The sequence below is a fragment of the Rhizobium acaciae genome (assembly GCF_025941625.1).
GTDB classification, from domain to species: domain Bacteria; phylum Pseudomonadota; class Alphaproteobacteria; order Rhizobiales; family Rhizobiaceae; genus Rhizobium; species Rhizobium acaciae.
Window position 1 is genome coordinate 1 of the sequence record NZ_JAPCZO010000044.1, and the last position, 14,973, is coordinate 14,973.

Below are 14,973 nucleotides of genomic sequence, written 5' to 3' on the forward strand. Positions count from 1 at the left end.
GTGAGAAGCCTTGGGTGTCTGCGGTGATCGGCGACGTTTTCAGCATCGCAACGTGGCGTGCAAATAACGACTATTGCGCCGGCGGTCCATACCCTGGCGACACCAGGGCCACGGGAACTGAGACGACAGCTTTTTCAATGCCCGGCCGAAAGGTCGAATGGATGCGCGCGAATGAAAACGTCTACCGGTCGTGCGGCGCTCTCAGTCGAGTGAAAAAAAGATCGTCAGGGAAAGACGCCCAGGAGGGTCCCGGGCGTCTTGCTCAGTGGGCGAGGAAGAGAGGAATCTTGGTTTCCTCCACCATCGACCGCGTCACACCGCCAAAAAGACGCTGCTGCAGTCGAGAATGATTATATGCGCCCATGACGATCATGTCGGCGGCGACGTCCACCGAATGCTGGCGTAGTACCTCGCCGACGCGGCGGCCGCCGCTTGCGACGCAATCCACATCAACCTCTATCCCGTGCCGTGCCAGAAAGGTGGCAACGTCAGCGCCGGGCTCTTCGCCATTCGCAGATGATGATGCCCGCGGATCGACGAGGGTAACATGTACCGATTCTGCAGCCTGCAGAAACTCGATCGACTGGCGCGCTGCCCGCGAGGCCTCGTCGCTGGAGTCCCACGCCAGTAGGATTGACTTGGGAGCAAGTCCGATATTCGTATTTTTCGGATTGATCAGCATCGGTGTCGGCGACCGGAACAAGGCGCCGTCTATGACTCTGCGCCGAAGCTCTCGGTCACCGGCAGCCTGCGGGCCGATCAGGACGAGATCGGCATAGAGTGCCCGCTCGGCGATATCTTCATCCGCCCAGGCGAATTCGGTGTAGATCTCCTGTACCTCGGAGGAGGCCTCGCTTCGTGCGAGGATAGCTTTGATCTCGGACGCCTTGTCGGCCAGACTGTCGACTTCCCGCTGGCGTTCCTCGATCCAGACGGTCGAGACAACTTCGGCGGAACCGATGGGGGGCGCCGCGCCCATCGAAATCACCATTGCGGTCAGGTGAGCGCCGCGGGTTTCACAAAAATCAATGGCACCCTTCAAATCTGCCTCGAAGTGATTGACGCCAAGGACACTCAAAACAGTTTTAATGGTCATGATCGGATCGCCTTTCTTGTTGGAGAAAATCAATCCTAATCTTCCTCGCTCTCACAATTCATTGATCTGACGCAAAGCGGCGGTGTTCCTGCCGGTTAGGATGCTCAAGCAATCGAGGGCACCATGTCAGATCCAGTTTGTATTTTCACGGCGCGGCCGGATCTGTGACTGCAAGAAGTTGGTCATCCCGATTGGCACAATGAGTACCAGTCAATCGTTCTCGATCTGGAAGAGCGGTTGCGTCGTAGTGCCGATCGAAAGGGACGATTGGTGATCCTGCGCCGGGTGAAAAGAGCGCTCAACGACGAATGATCGAAAGCCGAAGTAACAGGAGAACGACGATGTTGGTTACAGATCGTGACTGTCAGACTGGAGGAGCGCGGTTTGCCGTGCCGACGCTCGGCGAAATCGAGGGAAAGCTCCTGGTTTCCGAAGTGGTCGCAACCAGCTGCCTGCGACAGCTTTTCGCTCACTCGGACGGCGCCGCTATGCGTGGGATCAAACGCCGGATCAGACGGCTGCTTCAAATCCGTTGCCGCGCGGAAAAACTCTCCCCCGATGATACGGAAGCAGCGGTGGAATATGCTTTTCAATTGGTGGAGGCAGCGGCCGAAGCGATCGGCAGGAAGACGACAGTTTCATCAAAGCCTGGCGGCTGCGAGACAATTCGCCGGTTGAGGGCGATGCATGGTCCTGACCATCGTTAGGCCGGAATGCCCTCAGATGAGAGAATATGCATCAAGAGCCTCGTCTGGCGACAGATCATCCCGGACCTGTCACGACTGCCCAAGCGATTACCCGCGTGGAATAGCTGCGCGCCTCCCCCTATCGCGCCTCGGCCAGCGCCCTGCGGAAGCGCATCAGCGCGCCCACAAAAAAGAGAATACCAATCAAGCTCAGTGCGATGGCGTCCGGCCAGACGGCATCCCAGCCGGCGCCACGATAAAGGATCGCCTGCGATATCGAGACGAAATGCGGCGCGGGCGAAATCACCATCGCGTATTGCAGCCAGAGCGGCATGCTGTCCATCGGCGTCGTGCTGCCAAGCGGCAAGCGGCAAGCTGGAGGATGCCGCCGCTATCGCCCGTGGTGAAAGGGAACGCTGTTCGATCCGCAATCGTCCGGTAACGAATCCTAGACCTCCAGGAAGCAAGCGCTCACGGCCTTCATCAGGAAGAGCAGTCTGCCGGCTGATAGGGGACGGGCTCGAGGACTTTCTCCTCAATGCGCCGCATGATCTCGTCGGCGAGCCTTGCGGCGGGCTGCGTGGCGTCGAGGCGCGGCCATGCGACGGCGCCCGTCTCATGCGCGAGCTGGTGCGCCAGGATATCGACAGTCGCGTCGGAGGGACTGCCAACCCGTGCCGCAACGCGCTGCCACAGCAATGCCGGATCGGCTTCGAGCCAGAAGGCCGAAAAGGGATGGTGGCCTTCTTCCGCAGCTTCCTCGATCATCCGCCGGTTGACCGGCTTGTCGAAGACCGCATCGGCCACCGCCGAACCGCCTTCCGCCAGGATGAGACGGGCTCGCCAGGCCATCTCCTGATAGACCTTTGCGGAAACTTCGGGCCGGTATGCGGCCTGCGGCAGTCTGGTCTCCGCCGGAACGCCGTGCATTGCCTTGCGAATGCGGTCGCTTTCGATGATGCGAGCACCCGGCGCGAGGCCGATGCGCGGCGCCAGCACTTCTGCAAGCGTCGTCTTTCCCGATCCGCTGAGGCCACCGACAGCGACAAGCCGTCCCGGCACCTGCTGCAGTTGAGACCGAGCAAGCTGGAAATAGGAACGCGCCTCATCGATCAACACCGCCGCACGATCACCGGCATCCTCCGCCTGAGTGGCGATCACATGCGCCCGCACGGCAGCGCGGACGGCGATGAAGAACGGCAGCGCTGCAAAGCCATCGTCCTCGTCCGTCTCGTCGAGATAGCGGTTCATCACGAGGTTCGCTAACTCGGGATGCCCGCGATGCCAGAGGTCCATCAGCAGGAAGGCGAGATCGTAGAGAATATCGGTCGTGGCGATCTGATCGTTGAACTCGATGCAATCGAACAGGCATGGTTCGCCATCAAGCAGGAATATGTTGCGGAGATGCAGGTCGCCATGGCAACGCCGAACCTTGCCCGACTGCTCCCGCCGGTCCAGAAGCTCGGCGAGCTGTGCGAGGTGCCGCTCGAACGCCGCGGTCAGTTCCTCCACCTCCGCAGTGGAAAAGACATGACTGGTCGCAAACCCGGCCTCATTGACCTTCAGCACCGCAGCCATGCTGGCCGCCCCGCCGCTGGTACCGACGACCGGGGCGAGACGGTGATAGGCGACGATCGCCCTTGCAAGGGATGTCATCATCGACGGCGTCAATCCGCCGGCGGTGGCGATATGGTCGAGTAGCAGCGACTGATCGAAACGCCGCATCTCCACCAGAGCATCATGCACAATCCCCTGACCATCAAGCGCAAGGCGACCATCCTTTTCCAGTGTAATCGCTCTGACGCCGAGGTAGATGCCCGGCGCTGTGGGCGTGTTCAATTCCACCTCTTTCCGGCATGTCGCAAGTCTTTTCTCCGCCGAGGAAAAATCGGCATAGGGCAGCTTCACAGCCCGCTTCATCTTGTAGGCGCGGTCCCCGGCAAGAAAAATGCGCGAGATGTGCGTCTCGATCACTTCGACAGGCTCCCCATCACGGGACAACGCGCCGTTGAGAAAGGAAATGGTTGCCGACTGGTCTTCCGTGATCATCTGCAAACTTTCAGCTGACATGGCCGCACTATCGAAAACATCGCCCCAATTCCGCGACAATGCATTGACCCGCATCAATGATCGGAGCGCCGCCGCATCTTAGAAATGAAACCGAGGGCGTGGTGTTGCTGGGAGATGAAGATGAACCTGTCTTCGAGAAGGGAGCTTGTCGAAGCGCTGGTCCCGGTGATCCGGAAAGCCGGCGGTGCCGCGCTCGTTTTGCAGGACGACCACGTTGCCGTAAGAGCCAAGCAGGACGGTTCACCCGTCACCTCCGCCGATCTTGCAAGCAATGAAATCCTGCGCGCAGCATGCATGGCGCTCTTTCCGGCAATCCCTGTCGTCAGCGAAGAAGATAGCCTCGTCTTTCAGGCCCGCAGGGACTCGGATTCCGTTCTCGTAATCGATCCGCTCGACGGCACGAAGGAATTCATAAAAGGTCGCGACGAATTTGCCGTCAATATCGCCCTAGTCGAGAATAGCCATGCGAGCGCGGGACTGATCTATGCCCCCGCCCGTGACCGGCTCTTCTTTTCCTACGGCGGTGGATTTGCATTCGAGCAAACAGGCGGAGGGCAGCGCCGCAGCCTTCCACGCCCTTTCGCTCGACGGCGTCATCCGATCGCGCTCGTCAGCCGCTCTCATCTCGATCCTCGCACAAAAGCGCTCCTGGCCACGCTGCAGCCCTGCAACGTTGAAGAAATCGGGTCATCGCTGAAATTCGCCCTGGTGGCTGCGGCCGAGGCCGATTTCTATCTTCGGCTCGCTCCGACGATGATCTGGGACTGCGCTGCCGGCCAGGCGATTATCGAAGCTGCCGGCGGCGTCGTTCTGCAGACGGATGGAACGTCCCTCAGTTGCAACTGCACGGGGAAACTCAAGCAGGATGGCTTCATCGCCGCGCGAACGCCGCAGCTTGCTGCACGGCTGATTGCAACCATACGGGAACTCGAAATCACATCCGCAGTTGCAACCCAGCAATAGGCTCGTGGCTCAACGTTTCAAGACAGCCGCTGCACTCAATCGGCCGGCACGCAAGCGTCAAGCACCGTATTGGCTAAGGCAAGCGGATAGACGGTTGTATGGGTCCTGACACCTGCCTGGCGGGCGATCGCGCAGAATGCCTCCGCATCCTTGCGCGTCAGATTTGCGACCGAAACCACGCTTGGCTCCCCGAGATCAGCGCATAGGGTATAGCCGGAAGATCACGCATGTGGATCCCTCCACACGGGAAAACGATGGCGTCACAGGGAGCTTTGGGTCGAAAGTCTGCGCGTCGTACCCATGATTGATGTGAATCAAAGCTTAATTGCCACGTTGGTTCATTTTGAAATGCGGCTGGATCGCAGCCAGACAGCGCTGCCTGGAATCACGAGTCCCGGGGCGGTATGAGCCGAAAAGCGTTAACTGATATACGAAGCGGAGAACGAGATGATCGTGCCGAATGATGTTACCATTGCCGTGATCGACGGACGGAGTTTGCGGCTTTTTCGCAACGTGGGACACGAGCCGCATGTCGATCTTGCCGCCCTGCCGGAGCCTGCTCTTGAACCGGCTCATGCCGGCTCTGGTATCCGACATCGAAGCAGCGCAGCCAATCCGGACGACCAGCGGCTGAGGGAAGATGATTTTGCCGCTGCCGTTGCAGGCTATCTCAACAAGCAGGTGCTCGAGAGTCAAATTCGGAAATTGATTGTGATTGCTGACCCGCGTTCGCTGGGGGAATTGCGCCGTCACTTCCATGCTGCCTTGACCGAGCGACTGCTTGCGGAGATCGCCAAGGACCTCGCCGGACAATCCACCAGCGAGATTGAGGCCGCAATAGTGCTCGCCTGATGCTTCGATCTCTTTTACAGCCGCCTGCATGGGATTCGAAGTGGTTCACAATTTCATCGGCTCGCGGATTGTTGCTTATGGACCTGGCCTATTCCCTTTTGTGGAGAATAAACTCAGCTTGCAATCCTACGTCACAGGTGCCGAACTGGCGAATGCGCTCATCAACGATTGCTCGTGGCCTGTCGGTGACTCTTTGCCGAATTTGCATACGTACAGTGGTCTTGAACGGGATCGAACCGGCGTTGGCTAATCGTGAAGCACCTGATAGGTCATAGACCGCCGAGTATGAGGTCTTGGCACCATCTTCAGAGAGAACCCTCGGACCGGACTGGAGCGCTTTTGATGGGCTGGAAAACACCGAAGATCGAATACGTGAATGGCTATAAGATCGTTGAAGTTGAAGGGCCTGCCTTCAAAGTCTACGATGGCGACCGTCAGCTCGGGGACGATTTCCCCTACCCCGGCGAAGCCGCTGCTTACGCAACCTCGTTGCCAAAACGGGATCATCCACGCAGCTAGGCGAGAAGCCGCGGAAGATCATTGGAAAAACCCTTTATGGTGGCCTTACCGAACGTGGAACAAGATTTGACCAGCTCCCGACTTTCTTCACCGCTGGAACTGCTTGGGTGGTCTGAATTCTTCGCGGACCAGGTCCAGCCCAGCGAAGCGGATTTGATCCCCCGACGCATCGCTTCAGTTCACCGGGCACGCATCGAGGCAATCGATGTCACCGGGCCGGTCGGCCTCGAATTTCCATCCAATACCAGTACTGGTGATTACGCGGTCGGCGACTGGGTTCTTGCCGATGCCCTGACTAACATACTTATCAGACGCCTCGACCGAAAAAGCGTCTTTCAACGACGCCCGGAAGGCGGGCGTGGCCAGCAACTTGTTGCCGCCAACATCGACACCCTGTTGATCGTGACCTCGTGCAATGCCGATTTCAATCTTGCGAGGCTGGAACGTTATCTGATCATGGCCAATCAGGCCGGGAGCAATCCGGTGATTGTGCTGACGAAGGCCGACACCGCGGAAGATGCCGGCATGTTCCAGGCGCAAGCCGAGGCTTTGCAACGCGATCTGCCTGTTATTGCCTTGAATGGGCGCTCCGCGGACGCCGTTTCCCTGTTGAGGCCCTGGTGCGGCGTTGGCCAGACGGTTGCGTTGGTGGGAGCTTCTGGTGTCGGAAAATCAACGCTGGTGAACACCATGACCGGGCCTGAATCCGACACAAAGCAAAAGACAGGCACCATCCGAGAATATGACGCGCAGGGCCGGCACACAACCACGGCGCGATCCCTGCATGCAATTTCAGGCGGCGGCTGGGTCATCGATACGCCGGGAATAAGAACGCTTTACGTGAGTGATGGTGCCGACGGTATAGACACCCTCTTTGCTGAAATAACTGAACTGGCGCCGCTTTGCCGCTTTCGCGATTGCACCCATGCCCATGAACCCGGGTGTGCGGTCCAGGCAGCTGTCGCAAGCGGTGCCCTGGTCGCCGATCGCCTGGAACGCTGGCGGAACCTGCTTGCCGAAAACCGCGACCGAACACCGGTCGTGAGCGGACCCCGCGGCAACAAGATCGTTCGCAAGAAGAAATATTGAACGTGTTGAACGTTTGCGACGGTGCTCATCGGCGTCAGCCATGATCCGCCACCTGAATTGGCTGGGCTGGGGGAAGCGTTAGCGCTCAATGATCGGGATTGCGGTCAAGAAGAAGACCCTGCAAGCGGCCGCTCCCGCTTGTGAGGGATATGTCTTTGAACAACCGCGATATGAGGCGCGGTCGCAATCCTTGCCTCTCATCGATGAGGAGGAATGACATCCTCTTTATCTCAATCGTGATCACGCCTGCATTGTCATGGCGACGATAATTCCCGGAATCCATCGCATGGAATCCATTTTCCACCGCCCAGGCGGCTATCATATCCGCGTTCATCAAGGTCCTGCTTTAGGAGATGCGGACTTGCTTTCTCTAGCTGTCCCGCTCGCGCAAATCGCTTCGCAGTCCTACGGATACCGTAACTGAAACGTTCTGATCCAGCCAAATCCGTCCAAGATTACAGTTCCCGCTCAGGTGTTGCGAGAAAGACTCGAAGCAATCGTTGCAAATCGGCACGACTCAGCCGGGGCCCCGCCCGTTTAGTGCTCTTGAACGGATGCGAACCGTCGATCCGCTATTCACCAAGCAAGTGATTTGCATGCCGCTGTATCCCACCGCCTATCTGTTCCTGGGCCGTCACGTTCGATAATCCGTGCCCTGATCCGAGGCTGCTGTGGCTCTTGTAGCTCCCCTACCCTACCTTCCCCATTCATTCGGCAAGCTATTTCCTTTGATATTTATCAAGGCATGTTTTTCAAGCCGGGGTATGGTTTCCCGCAACTTGCCGAGGTCGTCCAAGAGCTTTCCTGCGGCAAGTTTTCCAGGGAGATCAACCGGTCCGGAGATAAGATGATGTCATTAAAGCTGATCAGTGGGATGATGAAGTCGTCCGGCGACGAAGCGTTGCTTGCGATGGATGCAGGCGGCGCAAATCAGATGGTCGTCATTGACAGGGCAGCCCTTCTGGAGGTCGCAGAACCACGACGTTGCGACGAGAACCGACTTCAGGAAAATATCGAGCTGTTCAGCCGCATTGCGTCCGCGAAGTATGATCGCGGCGACGTCGAACCGGATGGTCGCATCCGAATTAGCGCGGACGATCTCCTTTCATGGCGGCAAGGTGCGCATGTCAAAAGCAAGCCGGCAAGTATCTGCTGAAATGGTTCATGCCTTGCGCCGGCCGGAAGGCGGGCCCACTGATCAACGCCATCGTTACTCAGCAGGGCGCCATCTTTGACGTACGTCAATTCGTAATTCCAGAGCGATGCCAGACTGTAGCAAATATCAGGTCTCGCCTCTTTCGTCTGGAGACTAGCATGAAGCAACACCTCTTTCTTCCGCTCCTCACCTATCCGGATGCGACTTCGGAAATCATGATTGCCAACGCCGTCGCACTTGCACACCACATGCAGGCGACACTTACCGTCTGTGCAATGGAGATTACCATTCCCGACGTTTCCAATGCACTGTCGTCGCTGATCATCGATGCGGGGAAGATGGCGCGGGACGCCGGGGCACTCAGTCGCAAGCGTGCCTCGGCGCTGACCCGGATGGCGGTCGATGCGGCAAAAGCGGCTTGCGTGGACGTACGCACGCGCGAGATCAAGACTGCGGAGCCTTTCGTCGTCGAAGTCCTTTCGGAAGCATCGCGCGCCTACGATCTGGTGTTGCTGGAATCGGCCGGGATCTCCCGTCCGATCGTCGAGGCGGTGCTATTTGCGTCCGGTCGGCCGCTCCTCCTGTATCCGTCTGCACCTTTCGGTGGCCGAATGGACCACGTCGCCATCGCCTGGGATGGCAGCTGCGCTGCCGCACGGGCGGCACATGATGCCTCGTTTTTCCTGGAGCGGGCTTCCAAGGTCCGTCTGCTCTCCGTTATCGATGAGAAGCCCGTGAAATACGAGACGGGCGATTATCTCGTCGAGAATCTGCTGAAGAGCGGCGTAAAGGCGGAGGCGACACGCGTACGTGCGCACGGCGAACCGGTCGGAGAAGTGCTACAGACCAAGGCCTTCGAGTTGCGAGCAGACCTTCTCGTCATGGGCGGTTTCGGTCACTCGCGCCTGCGCGAATTCGTGCTTGGCGGCGCTACCCAAGCCGTGCTGACCAATATCAGCCTGCCTATCCTGATGTCGCATTGAGGACTGCTCGCTATGTTCAAGGACCGTCTCCGAAGCGCGAAGCTCTGGGATCGTATTGTCAGTGCCGATGAAGCGGCGCGTCTGATCACGGATGGGATGACCGTCGGCATGAGCGGCTTTACGCGGGCCGGCGAGGCTAGAGCGGTGCCGCTGGCTCTGGCGGAAAGGGCAAGGCGCGATCCGCTGAAGATCACGCTGATGACTGGCGCCTCGCTTGGCCACAATCTCGATAGAACTCTCGTCGAGGCGCATGTCATCGCGCGGCGCATGCCTTTCCAGTCGGATCCTGTCATGCGCGAGGCGATCAATGCCGGCGACGTGATGTTCATCGACCAGCATCTTTCCGAGACCGTCGAGTCCCTGCGCAGCGGACAACTCACGCCGGTCGACGTCGCCGTCGTCGAAGCGACCGCAATCACAGAAGATGGCGGCATCGTACCGACCACCTCAGTCGGAAATTCGGCGAGTTTCGCGATTCTCGCCCCGAAAGTGATCGTCGAGATCAACCTGTCTCAGCCGGAAGCACTCGAGGGGCTCCACGACATCTATATTCCGACCAATCGGCCGAGCCGCGAGGCAATCCCGATCGTGGCACCCGACTGCCGCATCGGCGTGCCGTTCATTCCTATCCCTGCGGAAAAGATCGCGGCAATCGTCATCACGCAGAGCAGCGACAGTGCCGCTACGGTGGAGCCGCCGGATGCCGAGACCAACGCGATCGCCGGTCATCTGACCGAATTCCTGTTGAACGAGGTGCGGCGTGGCCGGCTGACGGAAAGGCTGCAGCCGCTGCAGGCCGGCATCGGGACGATCGCCAATGCCGTGCTTTATGGCTTCACCGCGACGCCCTTCCACGATCTCACCCTCTATTCCGAGGTGCTGCAAGATTCGACCTTCGACCTGATCGATGCCGGTAAGCTCGCCTTTGCTTCCGGATCCTCCATGACACTCTCGACGCAAAGGCATCGCAGCGTGCTTTCCGGGATCGAGCACTACAAACAGCGGCTGGTGCTGCGACCGCAGGAAATCAGCAACCATCCCGAAGTCATCCGCCGGCTCGGTATCATTGCGATCAACACGGCATTGGAATTGGACATCTACGGCAACGTTAACTCGACCCATGTCGGCGGCACGCACATGATGAACGGCATCGGCGGCTCCGGCGATTTCGCCCGCAACGCCTATATGTCGATCTTCGTGACGAAATCGCTTGCCAAGGACGGGGCGATCTCACGCGTCGTGCCGATGGTCAGCCATGTCGATCATACCGAGCATGATGTCGATATTCTCGTTACCGAAATCGGTCTTGCCGATCTTCGCGGACTGGCGCCACGAGAGCGCGCCAAAGTCATTATTGCCAATTGCGTGCACCCAAGCTACCGGGAGATGCTCGCGGAATATTATCGGCGGGCGCTGTTGCGCGGCGGGCATACGCCGCATCTGATCGAAGAAGCCCTCGGATGGCACGATAACCTTCGCCGAACGGGACGGATGTTGTCGCAAGTGGCCGTCCGTAAGGCATCCTCACAAATTCCGTGACAAACGTATAAACGAGATCGGGAAGGCGGCATCGGACATCCGAGCAGACAGCCCTGCCCACGATCCAAGCCTTTACGGCGTCAGCGCCGGCACTTCCGCCTTCGCCCCGTAAAGTGGTGGCGGCATCGCTCGCATCGCGGATCAGGGTGTATTTGACCTGGGTGACTTTGAGGTCACGGTACCAGTCGACCAGTTCCCCCAGGGATCAGTGATCTTGGACAGACCGGAGATGAAGGCGACGACCGTGCCTATCTCAGTCTTGCCAGTGACGAAATAATAGCCGCCGAGCGCGAAGATGCCGACGGGTTCCGCCTTGGCCAGGACGATCGAAAGCTGGACACCTTCGGCGAGTGCATCGACGGGAGATTCGTGAGAGCACTCGGATGCGGCGAGCACGCCCATGCGAAGCCAGCGGATCGCGACCTCGCCGGCCCATCCGCGATAGAGGTTCAACGCCAGCTTGGTCAGACCTTCCAGAAGGGCGAGGCCGAGGTAAGCGAAAACAAGAATCAGGATGGCCTGGTAGGAAGCGCCCCCTGTGGCCGCGTTGATGATGCGCCTTTGCACTTCCAGCGGCGCGGTACCGGCGAGGAAGAGGAGGATCGAAAGGGCGGCAATCGCGATCTGATGATGGCGACCCATGAGGAGCACGAAACCGAACAGGTTTTTCGGCACTTGACGTCCTGACCCTCACCCTTCCGATGAGACGGCGAGTTTTTCCCTGTCGGGAAAGAGAAGTGCGAACGTTGCCGACATTGCGAGCATCGAGGTGGCCAGCAGTTGCCCCATGCGATCGTTGAGAGCCGGGTGTTCCATAGTTTTCCCTTGAGTTCAGCCCTGTCTGGCCTCGGTCTCCGGGGGCGGGATTGCGACGCCATAATAGGGATCGACCCAGACGAGCTGGTCCTTGATCGACGTCACGCCCGGGACATTCTCCACCGCGACTTTCGCGGCGAGACGCTCGCGTTCGTCAAAGATGGTGCCACTCAGCTCGGCAACGCCGTTCGTGACCCGGCAATGGATGAAGCCGTTACGGCTCCAGCTCTGCCGGGCAAGCTCGGTGTCGATCGCTGCCTGGATCTGCGCATCGCTTGCGGAAACGGCGGCGGCCGGCAGAGCTTGCGACAGCGCGCGCAGCAGGTCGGAGCGGTTGGCGCGATCGCGCTGACCGGTGCGGTCATCACTTCCTCGACCCGTCGCCCATGAGCGCGGACATATTCGTCGGCGATCTTGCCCGGGCTGGTCAGCCATTCGAGTAGCCAGGAACGTTTACGCTCGGTGTTCAGCTCACTACGGCGCAGGAAATCGCCGTCGCTGACGATACCGACGAGCGCTCCGTCTGCATCAACGACCGGCAGGCCGCTGATCTTGTTGTCGAGCATTCGCTTCGCGGCTTCGGCAACGGAGCAGGATGCCGTTACGGTGATCGGCGGCGAGGTCATGATGGCTTGAACGAGCATTTTCAACTCCTGATGAAGGCAAGTTTGGGATCGCGCCGATGGCGCTCCGAAGGTTTCGAATGGGTCAGCGTTTGGCGACGAAACCGTTGGCTGGATATCGATCGCGTCGGAGGGCGGCCGCGCTTGAACCAGTGGGAAGAAGGTAGCGTCGATGAAAGCGGGTTGCTTTGATCGACGTCAAAATTAAAGAGGCAAGCAGACATGGACGCGGGCAGCGGCACAGGGCATTTTGCCCGTAGGCCAGCGCGTCGCCATGGTAACGCTTGCAGCCGTCCCTATCAGATCAATAATCAACGCATGTTACGGCAAGCTGTTCTGCTGCTGTTGGAAATGCCGGCGTCCCGCCGCTTCGCGGCGGCGGGACTGCTGCGCAGTGGTTGGCTAGGCAGCAGACTGTCCCTGCGTCGCGAATGCGCTCGCCTGCCCGGCAATGTCGAGCACCATGCGCCCCTCGATCGTTCCCGCCTTCAGACCGGCAAAGATATCGTTGACATCATCGAGCGGCGCCTTTGCGATCTCGGCCCGGACACGACCTTCGGTGGCGAATGCGAGCGCTTCATCGAGGTCACGGCGTGTTCCGACGATCGAACCACGCACTGTGATGCGTTTCAGCACCACGTCAAAGATCGGCATCGGGAAGTTGCCCGGCGGCAGGCCGACAAGGCTGACGGTGCCTTTGCGGCGCACCATGCTGAGTGCCTGCGAGAATGCAGGTGGAGAGACGGCGGTGACAAGCACACCATGGGCGCCGCCGCTCGTCACCTTCAGCACTTTCTCGATTGTGTCTTCGGACAGCGCATTGAGGGCGAGGTCGGCGCCGACCTGGCGGGCGAGGTCGAGCTTGCCGGCGGCGACATCGAGGGCGATTACCTTGAGGCCCATCGCCTTGGCATATTGGATCGCGACGTGACCGAGTCCGCCGACACCTGATATTGCCACCCATTCACCGGGCCGCGCCTCGGTTTCCTTCAAGCCCTTGTACGTCGTGACGCCGGCGCAGAGGATCGGCGCGATCTCGGCGAAGTTGACGTTTTGGGGAAGGTGGGCGGCGAAGGCTGCGGAGGCGATGACGTATTCAGCAAAGCCGCCGTTGCAACTGTAGCCGGTATTGTGCTGGTGTTCGCAAAGCGTTTCCCAGCCGGTTTCGCAATATTCGCAGCGAAGGCAGGCGTCGTGAAGCCAGGCGACGCCGACGGCATCGCCTTCCTTGAATTCGGTGACGCCGGGACCGAGGGCGGCAACGATGCCGGCCGCCTCATGGCCTGGAATGAAGGGCGGCGTCGGCTTGACAGGCCAGTCGCCTTCGGCTGCGTGCAGATCGGTATGGCAGACGCCGCATGCGACGACCTTCACCAGAATTTCGCCTGGCCCGGGAACAGGCACCGGCATGCATTCGATTGCGAGCGGTTTGCCGAATTCGCGCACCACTGCCGCCTTCATCAGTTTGTTCGTCATGATCTTCATCCCTTCGCGATGTTTGTTCGGCGGGGATGATGAAGGCGGCGCCCGGCGGCGCATTGATTCATCGCAAAGCGGTTCTTGACGGCGTTCAAGGCACACTGCGCGCGCCGGTTTGATCTCGTCTCTTGCAACATGTCGAGGGGTGCAGGGCCGAGGAATCATAATCCCTATCCCGAGCGCAAACATCTGACGAGGCAACTGCTTCACGAAACCATCCGCGGGCGGACCACGGAAGTGGCCGTCGCAAGCGTCACCATGTCCTAAACTCGTCAATCCAGCCTGGCAGTAAAGACGTAGCCGACGCCGCGGACGGCCTTGATGAATTGCGGTCTCTTCGGATCTGTTTCGATTTTGCGGCGCAGCCGGACGATCTGGGCATCGATCGTCCGGTCGAAGGCTTCGAGGTTTCGGCCCCGGGTCAGATCCATCAACACGTCACGGGTTAGCACCCGGCCGGCATGCCGCACGAAGGTTGCCAGCATGTCGAATTCGCCGGTCGTCAATTCGATCTCCGCACCTTGGGGATCAACAAGCTGGCGGCGACTGAGATTGAGCTTCCAATACTCGAAGCCGATGATTTCCTCGCTGACCGGCTCGGCATTGCGTGACGAAGATTGCCGCCGACGCAGGATCGACTTCAGCCGTGCATGGACTTCTCTGAGGTGGAAGGGTTTGGCGATGTAATCGTCGGCGCCGATTTCCAGACCGACGATCCGGTCGACGACGTCGTCGCGGCCCGTCAGCATCATGATCGGAACATCGGATTGGGCGCGAATTTCGCGGGCAAGATCAAGGCCATCCGTGCCGCCGGGAAGGACAAGGTCGAGCAGGATGGCATCGAAATTCTGCTGGCGCATGCGTACCCGCATCTCGATCCCGTCGGAGGCGGACGAGACAGCGTAACCTTCGTCCTCGAAATAGCGCGTCAGCATCTGACGAATGCGCGGATCGTCGTCGACGACGAGAAGATGCGCGTCATGCTGAAGTGTTGCCATCGCCCATCCGTCAAGCCGCGCTTGTTACAGACTGTTACCCAATGGCACCGTCTTTAACACGCGTGGCATCGGTGTGTCACCAGAAGCCGGTCAATTGTCCTCAT

16 protein-coding genes and 2 pseudogenes are annotated in these 14,973 nt (G+C 59.4%); 8 read left to right on the forward strand and 10 right to left on the reverse strand.

The window, feature by feature from the left end; translation table 11 throughout:
* Positions 1 to 262: 262 nt before the first annotated feature.
* Complete coding sequence (locus OLZ32_RS37460; protein ID WP_003549591.1) at positions 263 to 1,129, reverse strand: universal stress protein; 867 nt, start codon at positions 1,127 to 1,129, stop codon at positions 263 to 265.
* A 308-nt stretch (positions 1,130 to 1,437) separates the two neighbouring features.
* On the opposite strand from OLZ32_RS37460, the gene OLZ32_RS39530 reads away from it, so the two are divergent.
* Positions 1,438 to 1,803 carry a hypothetical protein gene (locus tag OLZ32_RS39530; RefSeq protein ID WP_406649441.1) on the forward strand — a complete coding sequence of 122 codons (366 nt, stop codon included), beginning with the start codon at positions 1,438 to 1,440 and terminating at the stop codon, positions 1,801 to 1,803.
* A 118-nt stretch (positions 1,804 to 1,921) separates the two neighbouring features.
* Here OLZ32_RS39530 and OLZ32_RS37465 read toward each other — a convergent pair whose 3' ends face one another.
* Both OLZ32_RS37465 and OLZ32_RS37470 read right to left on the reverse strand, forming a co-directional pair.
* Positions 1,922 to 2,125, reverse strand: coding sequence for an ABC transporter permease (locus OLZ32_RS37465; RefSeq protein WP_264399905.1), 204 nt, complete (start codon positions 2,123 to 2,125; stop codon positions 1,922 to 1,924).
* Between the two features lie 140 nt (positions 2,126 to 2,265).
* On the reverse strand, positions 2,266 to 3,852 hold the full coding sequence (locus OLZ32_RS37470; protein WP_017992446.1) for a bifunctional aminoglycoside phosphotransferase/ATP-binding protein: 1,587 nt from the start codon (positions 3,850 to 3,852) through the stop codon (positions 2,266 to 2,268).
* 120 nt (positions 3,853 to 3,972) lie between these two features.
* Between OLZ32_RS37470 and OLZ32_RS37475 the strand changes: the two genes are divergently transcribed.
* Positions 3,973 to 4,815 carry a 3'(2'),5'-bisphosphate nucleotidase CysQ family protein gene (locus OLZ32_RS37475; protein ID WP_003549618.1) on the forward strand — a complete coding sequence of 281 codons (843 nt, stop codon included), beginning with the start codon at positions 3,973 to 3,975 and terminating at the stop codon, positions 4,813 to 4,815.
* Positions 4,816 to 4,850: 35 nt separating this feature from the next.
* Here the strand turns inward: OLZ32_RS37475 and OLZ32_RS39535 are convergent, their stop codons facing one another.
* On the reverse strand, positions 4,851 to 4,994 hold the full coding sequence (locus OLZ32_RS39535; protein ID WP_406649436.1) for a hypothetical protein: 144 nt from the start codon (positions 4,992 to 4,994) through the stop codon (positions 4,851 to 4,853).
* A gap of 268 nt (positions 4,995 to 5,262) precedes the next feature.
* Here OLZ32_RS39535 and OLZ32_RS37485 point away from each other — a divergent pair, with 268 nt between their 5' ends.
* From OLZ32_RS37485 to rsgA, 3 genes are all read left to right on the forward strand, one after another.
* Positions 5,263 to 5,667, forward strand: coding sequence for a baeRF12 domain-containing protein (locus OLZ32_RS37485; RefSeq protein ID WP_003549620.1), 405 nt, complete (start codon positions 5,263 to 5,265; stop codon positions 5,665 to 5,667).
* A gap of 342 nt (positions 5,668 to 6,009) precedes the next feature.
* Positions 6,010 to 6,186 (forward strand): hypothetical protein, encoded by a 177-nt coding sequence (locus OLZ32_RS37490; protein ID WP_003549623.1) that lies wholly within the window; start codon positions 6,010 to 6,012, stop codon positions 6,184 to 6,186.
* A 36-nt stretch (positions 6,187 to 6,222) separates the two neighbouring features.
* On the forward strand, positions 6,223 to 7,275 hold the full coding sequence (gene rsgA, locus OLZ32_RS37495; protein WP_026160372.1) for a ribosome small subunit-dependent GTPase A: 1,053 nt from the start codon (positions 6,223 to 6,225) through the stop codon (positions 7,273 to 7,275).
* An 85-nt stretch (positions 7,276 to 7,360) separates the two neighbouring features.
* On the opposite strand, the gene OLZ32_RS37500 is transcribed toward rsgA, so the two are convergent.
* The gene (locus OLZ32_RS37500) at positions 7,361 to 7,609 is read right to left on the reverse strand and encodes a hypothetical protein (protein ID WP_020486896.1); all 249 of its coding nucleotides are present in this window, start codon (positions 7,607 to 7,609) and stop codon (positions 7,361 to 7,363) included.
* A gap of 411 nt (positions 7,610 to 8,020) precedes the next feature.
* On the opposite strand from OLZ32_RS37500, the gene OLZ32_RS37505 reads away from it, so the two are divergent.
* The 3 genes from OLZ32_RS37505 (at position 8,021) to OLZ32_RS37515 (ending at position 10,953) form a co-directional block, all read left to right on the forward strand.
* Entirely contained in the window at positions 8,021 to 8,431 is a 411-nt protein-coding gene (locus OLZ32_RS37505) for a hypothetical protein (RefSeq protein WP_157223208.1), read from the forward strand.
* A gap of 158 nt (positions 8,432 to 8,589) precedes the next feature.
* Complete coding sequence (locus tag OLZ32_RS37510) at positions 8,590 to 9,414, forward strand: universal stress protein (RefSeq protein ID WP_026160373.1); 825 nt, start codon at positions 8,590 to 8,592, stop codon at positions 9,412 to 9,414.
* Positions 9,415 to 9,426: 12 nt separating this feature from the next.
* Positions 9,427 to 10,953: an acetyl-CoA hydrolase/transferase family protein gene (locus tag OLZ32_RS37515; RefSeq protein WP_017992451.1), complete on the forward strand. Its 1,527-nt coding sequence runs from the start codon at positions 9,427 to 9,429 to the stop codon at positions 10,951 to 10,953.
* A gap of 97 nt (positions 10,954 to 11,050) precedes the next feature.
* Here OLZ32_RS37515 and OLZ32_RS37520 read toward each other — a convergent pair.
* From OLZ32_RS37520 to OLZ32_RS37540, 5 genes and pseudogenes are all read right to left on the reverse strand, one after another.
* Positions 11,051 to 11,628: pseudogene (locus OLZ32_RS37520) on the reverse strand (ABC transporter ATP-binding protein); the annotation flags it as partial.
* A gap of 15 nt (positions 11,629 to 11,643) precedes the next feature.
* A complete protein-coding gene (locus tag OLZ32_RS37525) occupies positions 11,644 to 11,769 on the reverse strand; it encodes a hypothetical protein (protein WP_003549641.1) in 126 nt (41 codons plus the stop codon).
* Positions 11,770 to 11,784: 15 nt separating this feature from the next.
* A pseudogene (locus OLZ32_RS37530) lies at positions 11,785 to 12,413 on the reverse strand (CBS domain-containing protein).
* 381 nt (positions 12,414 to 12,794) lie between these two features.
* Positions 12,795 to 13,868 carry an alcohol dehydrogenase AdhP gene (gene adhP / locus OLZ32_RS37535; protein ID WP_003549643.1) on the reverse strand — a complete coding sequence of 358 codons (1,074 nt, stop codon included), beginning with the start codon at positions 13,866 to 13,868 and terminating at the stop codon, positions 12,795 to 12,797.
* Positions 13,869 to 14,143: 275 nt separating this feature from the next.
* Positions 14,144 to 14,869, reverse strand: coding sequence for a response regulator (locus OLZ32_RS37540; RefSeq protein WP_003549646.1), 726 nt, complete (start codon positions 14,867 to 14,869; stop codon positions 14,144 to 14,146).
* Positions 14,870 to 14,973: the final 104 nt, after the last annotated feature.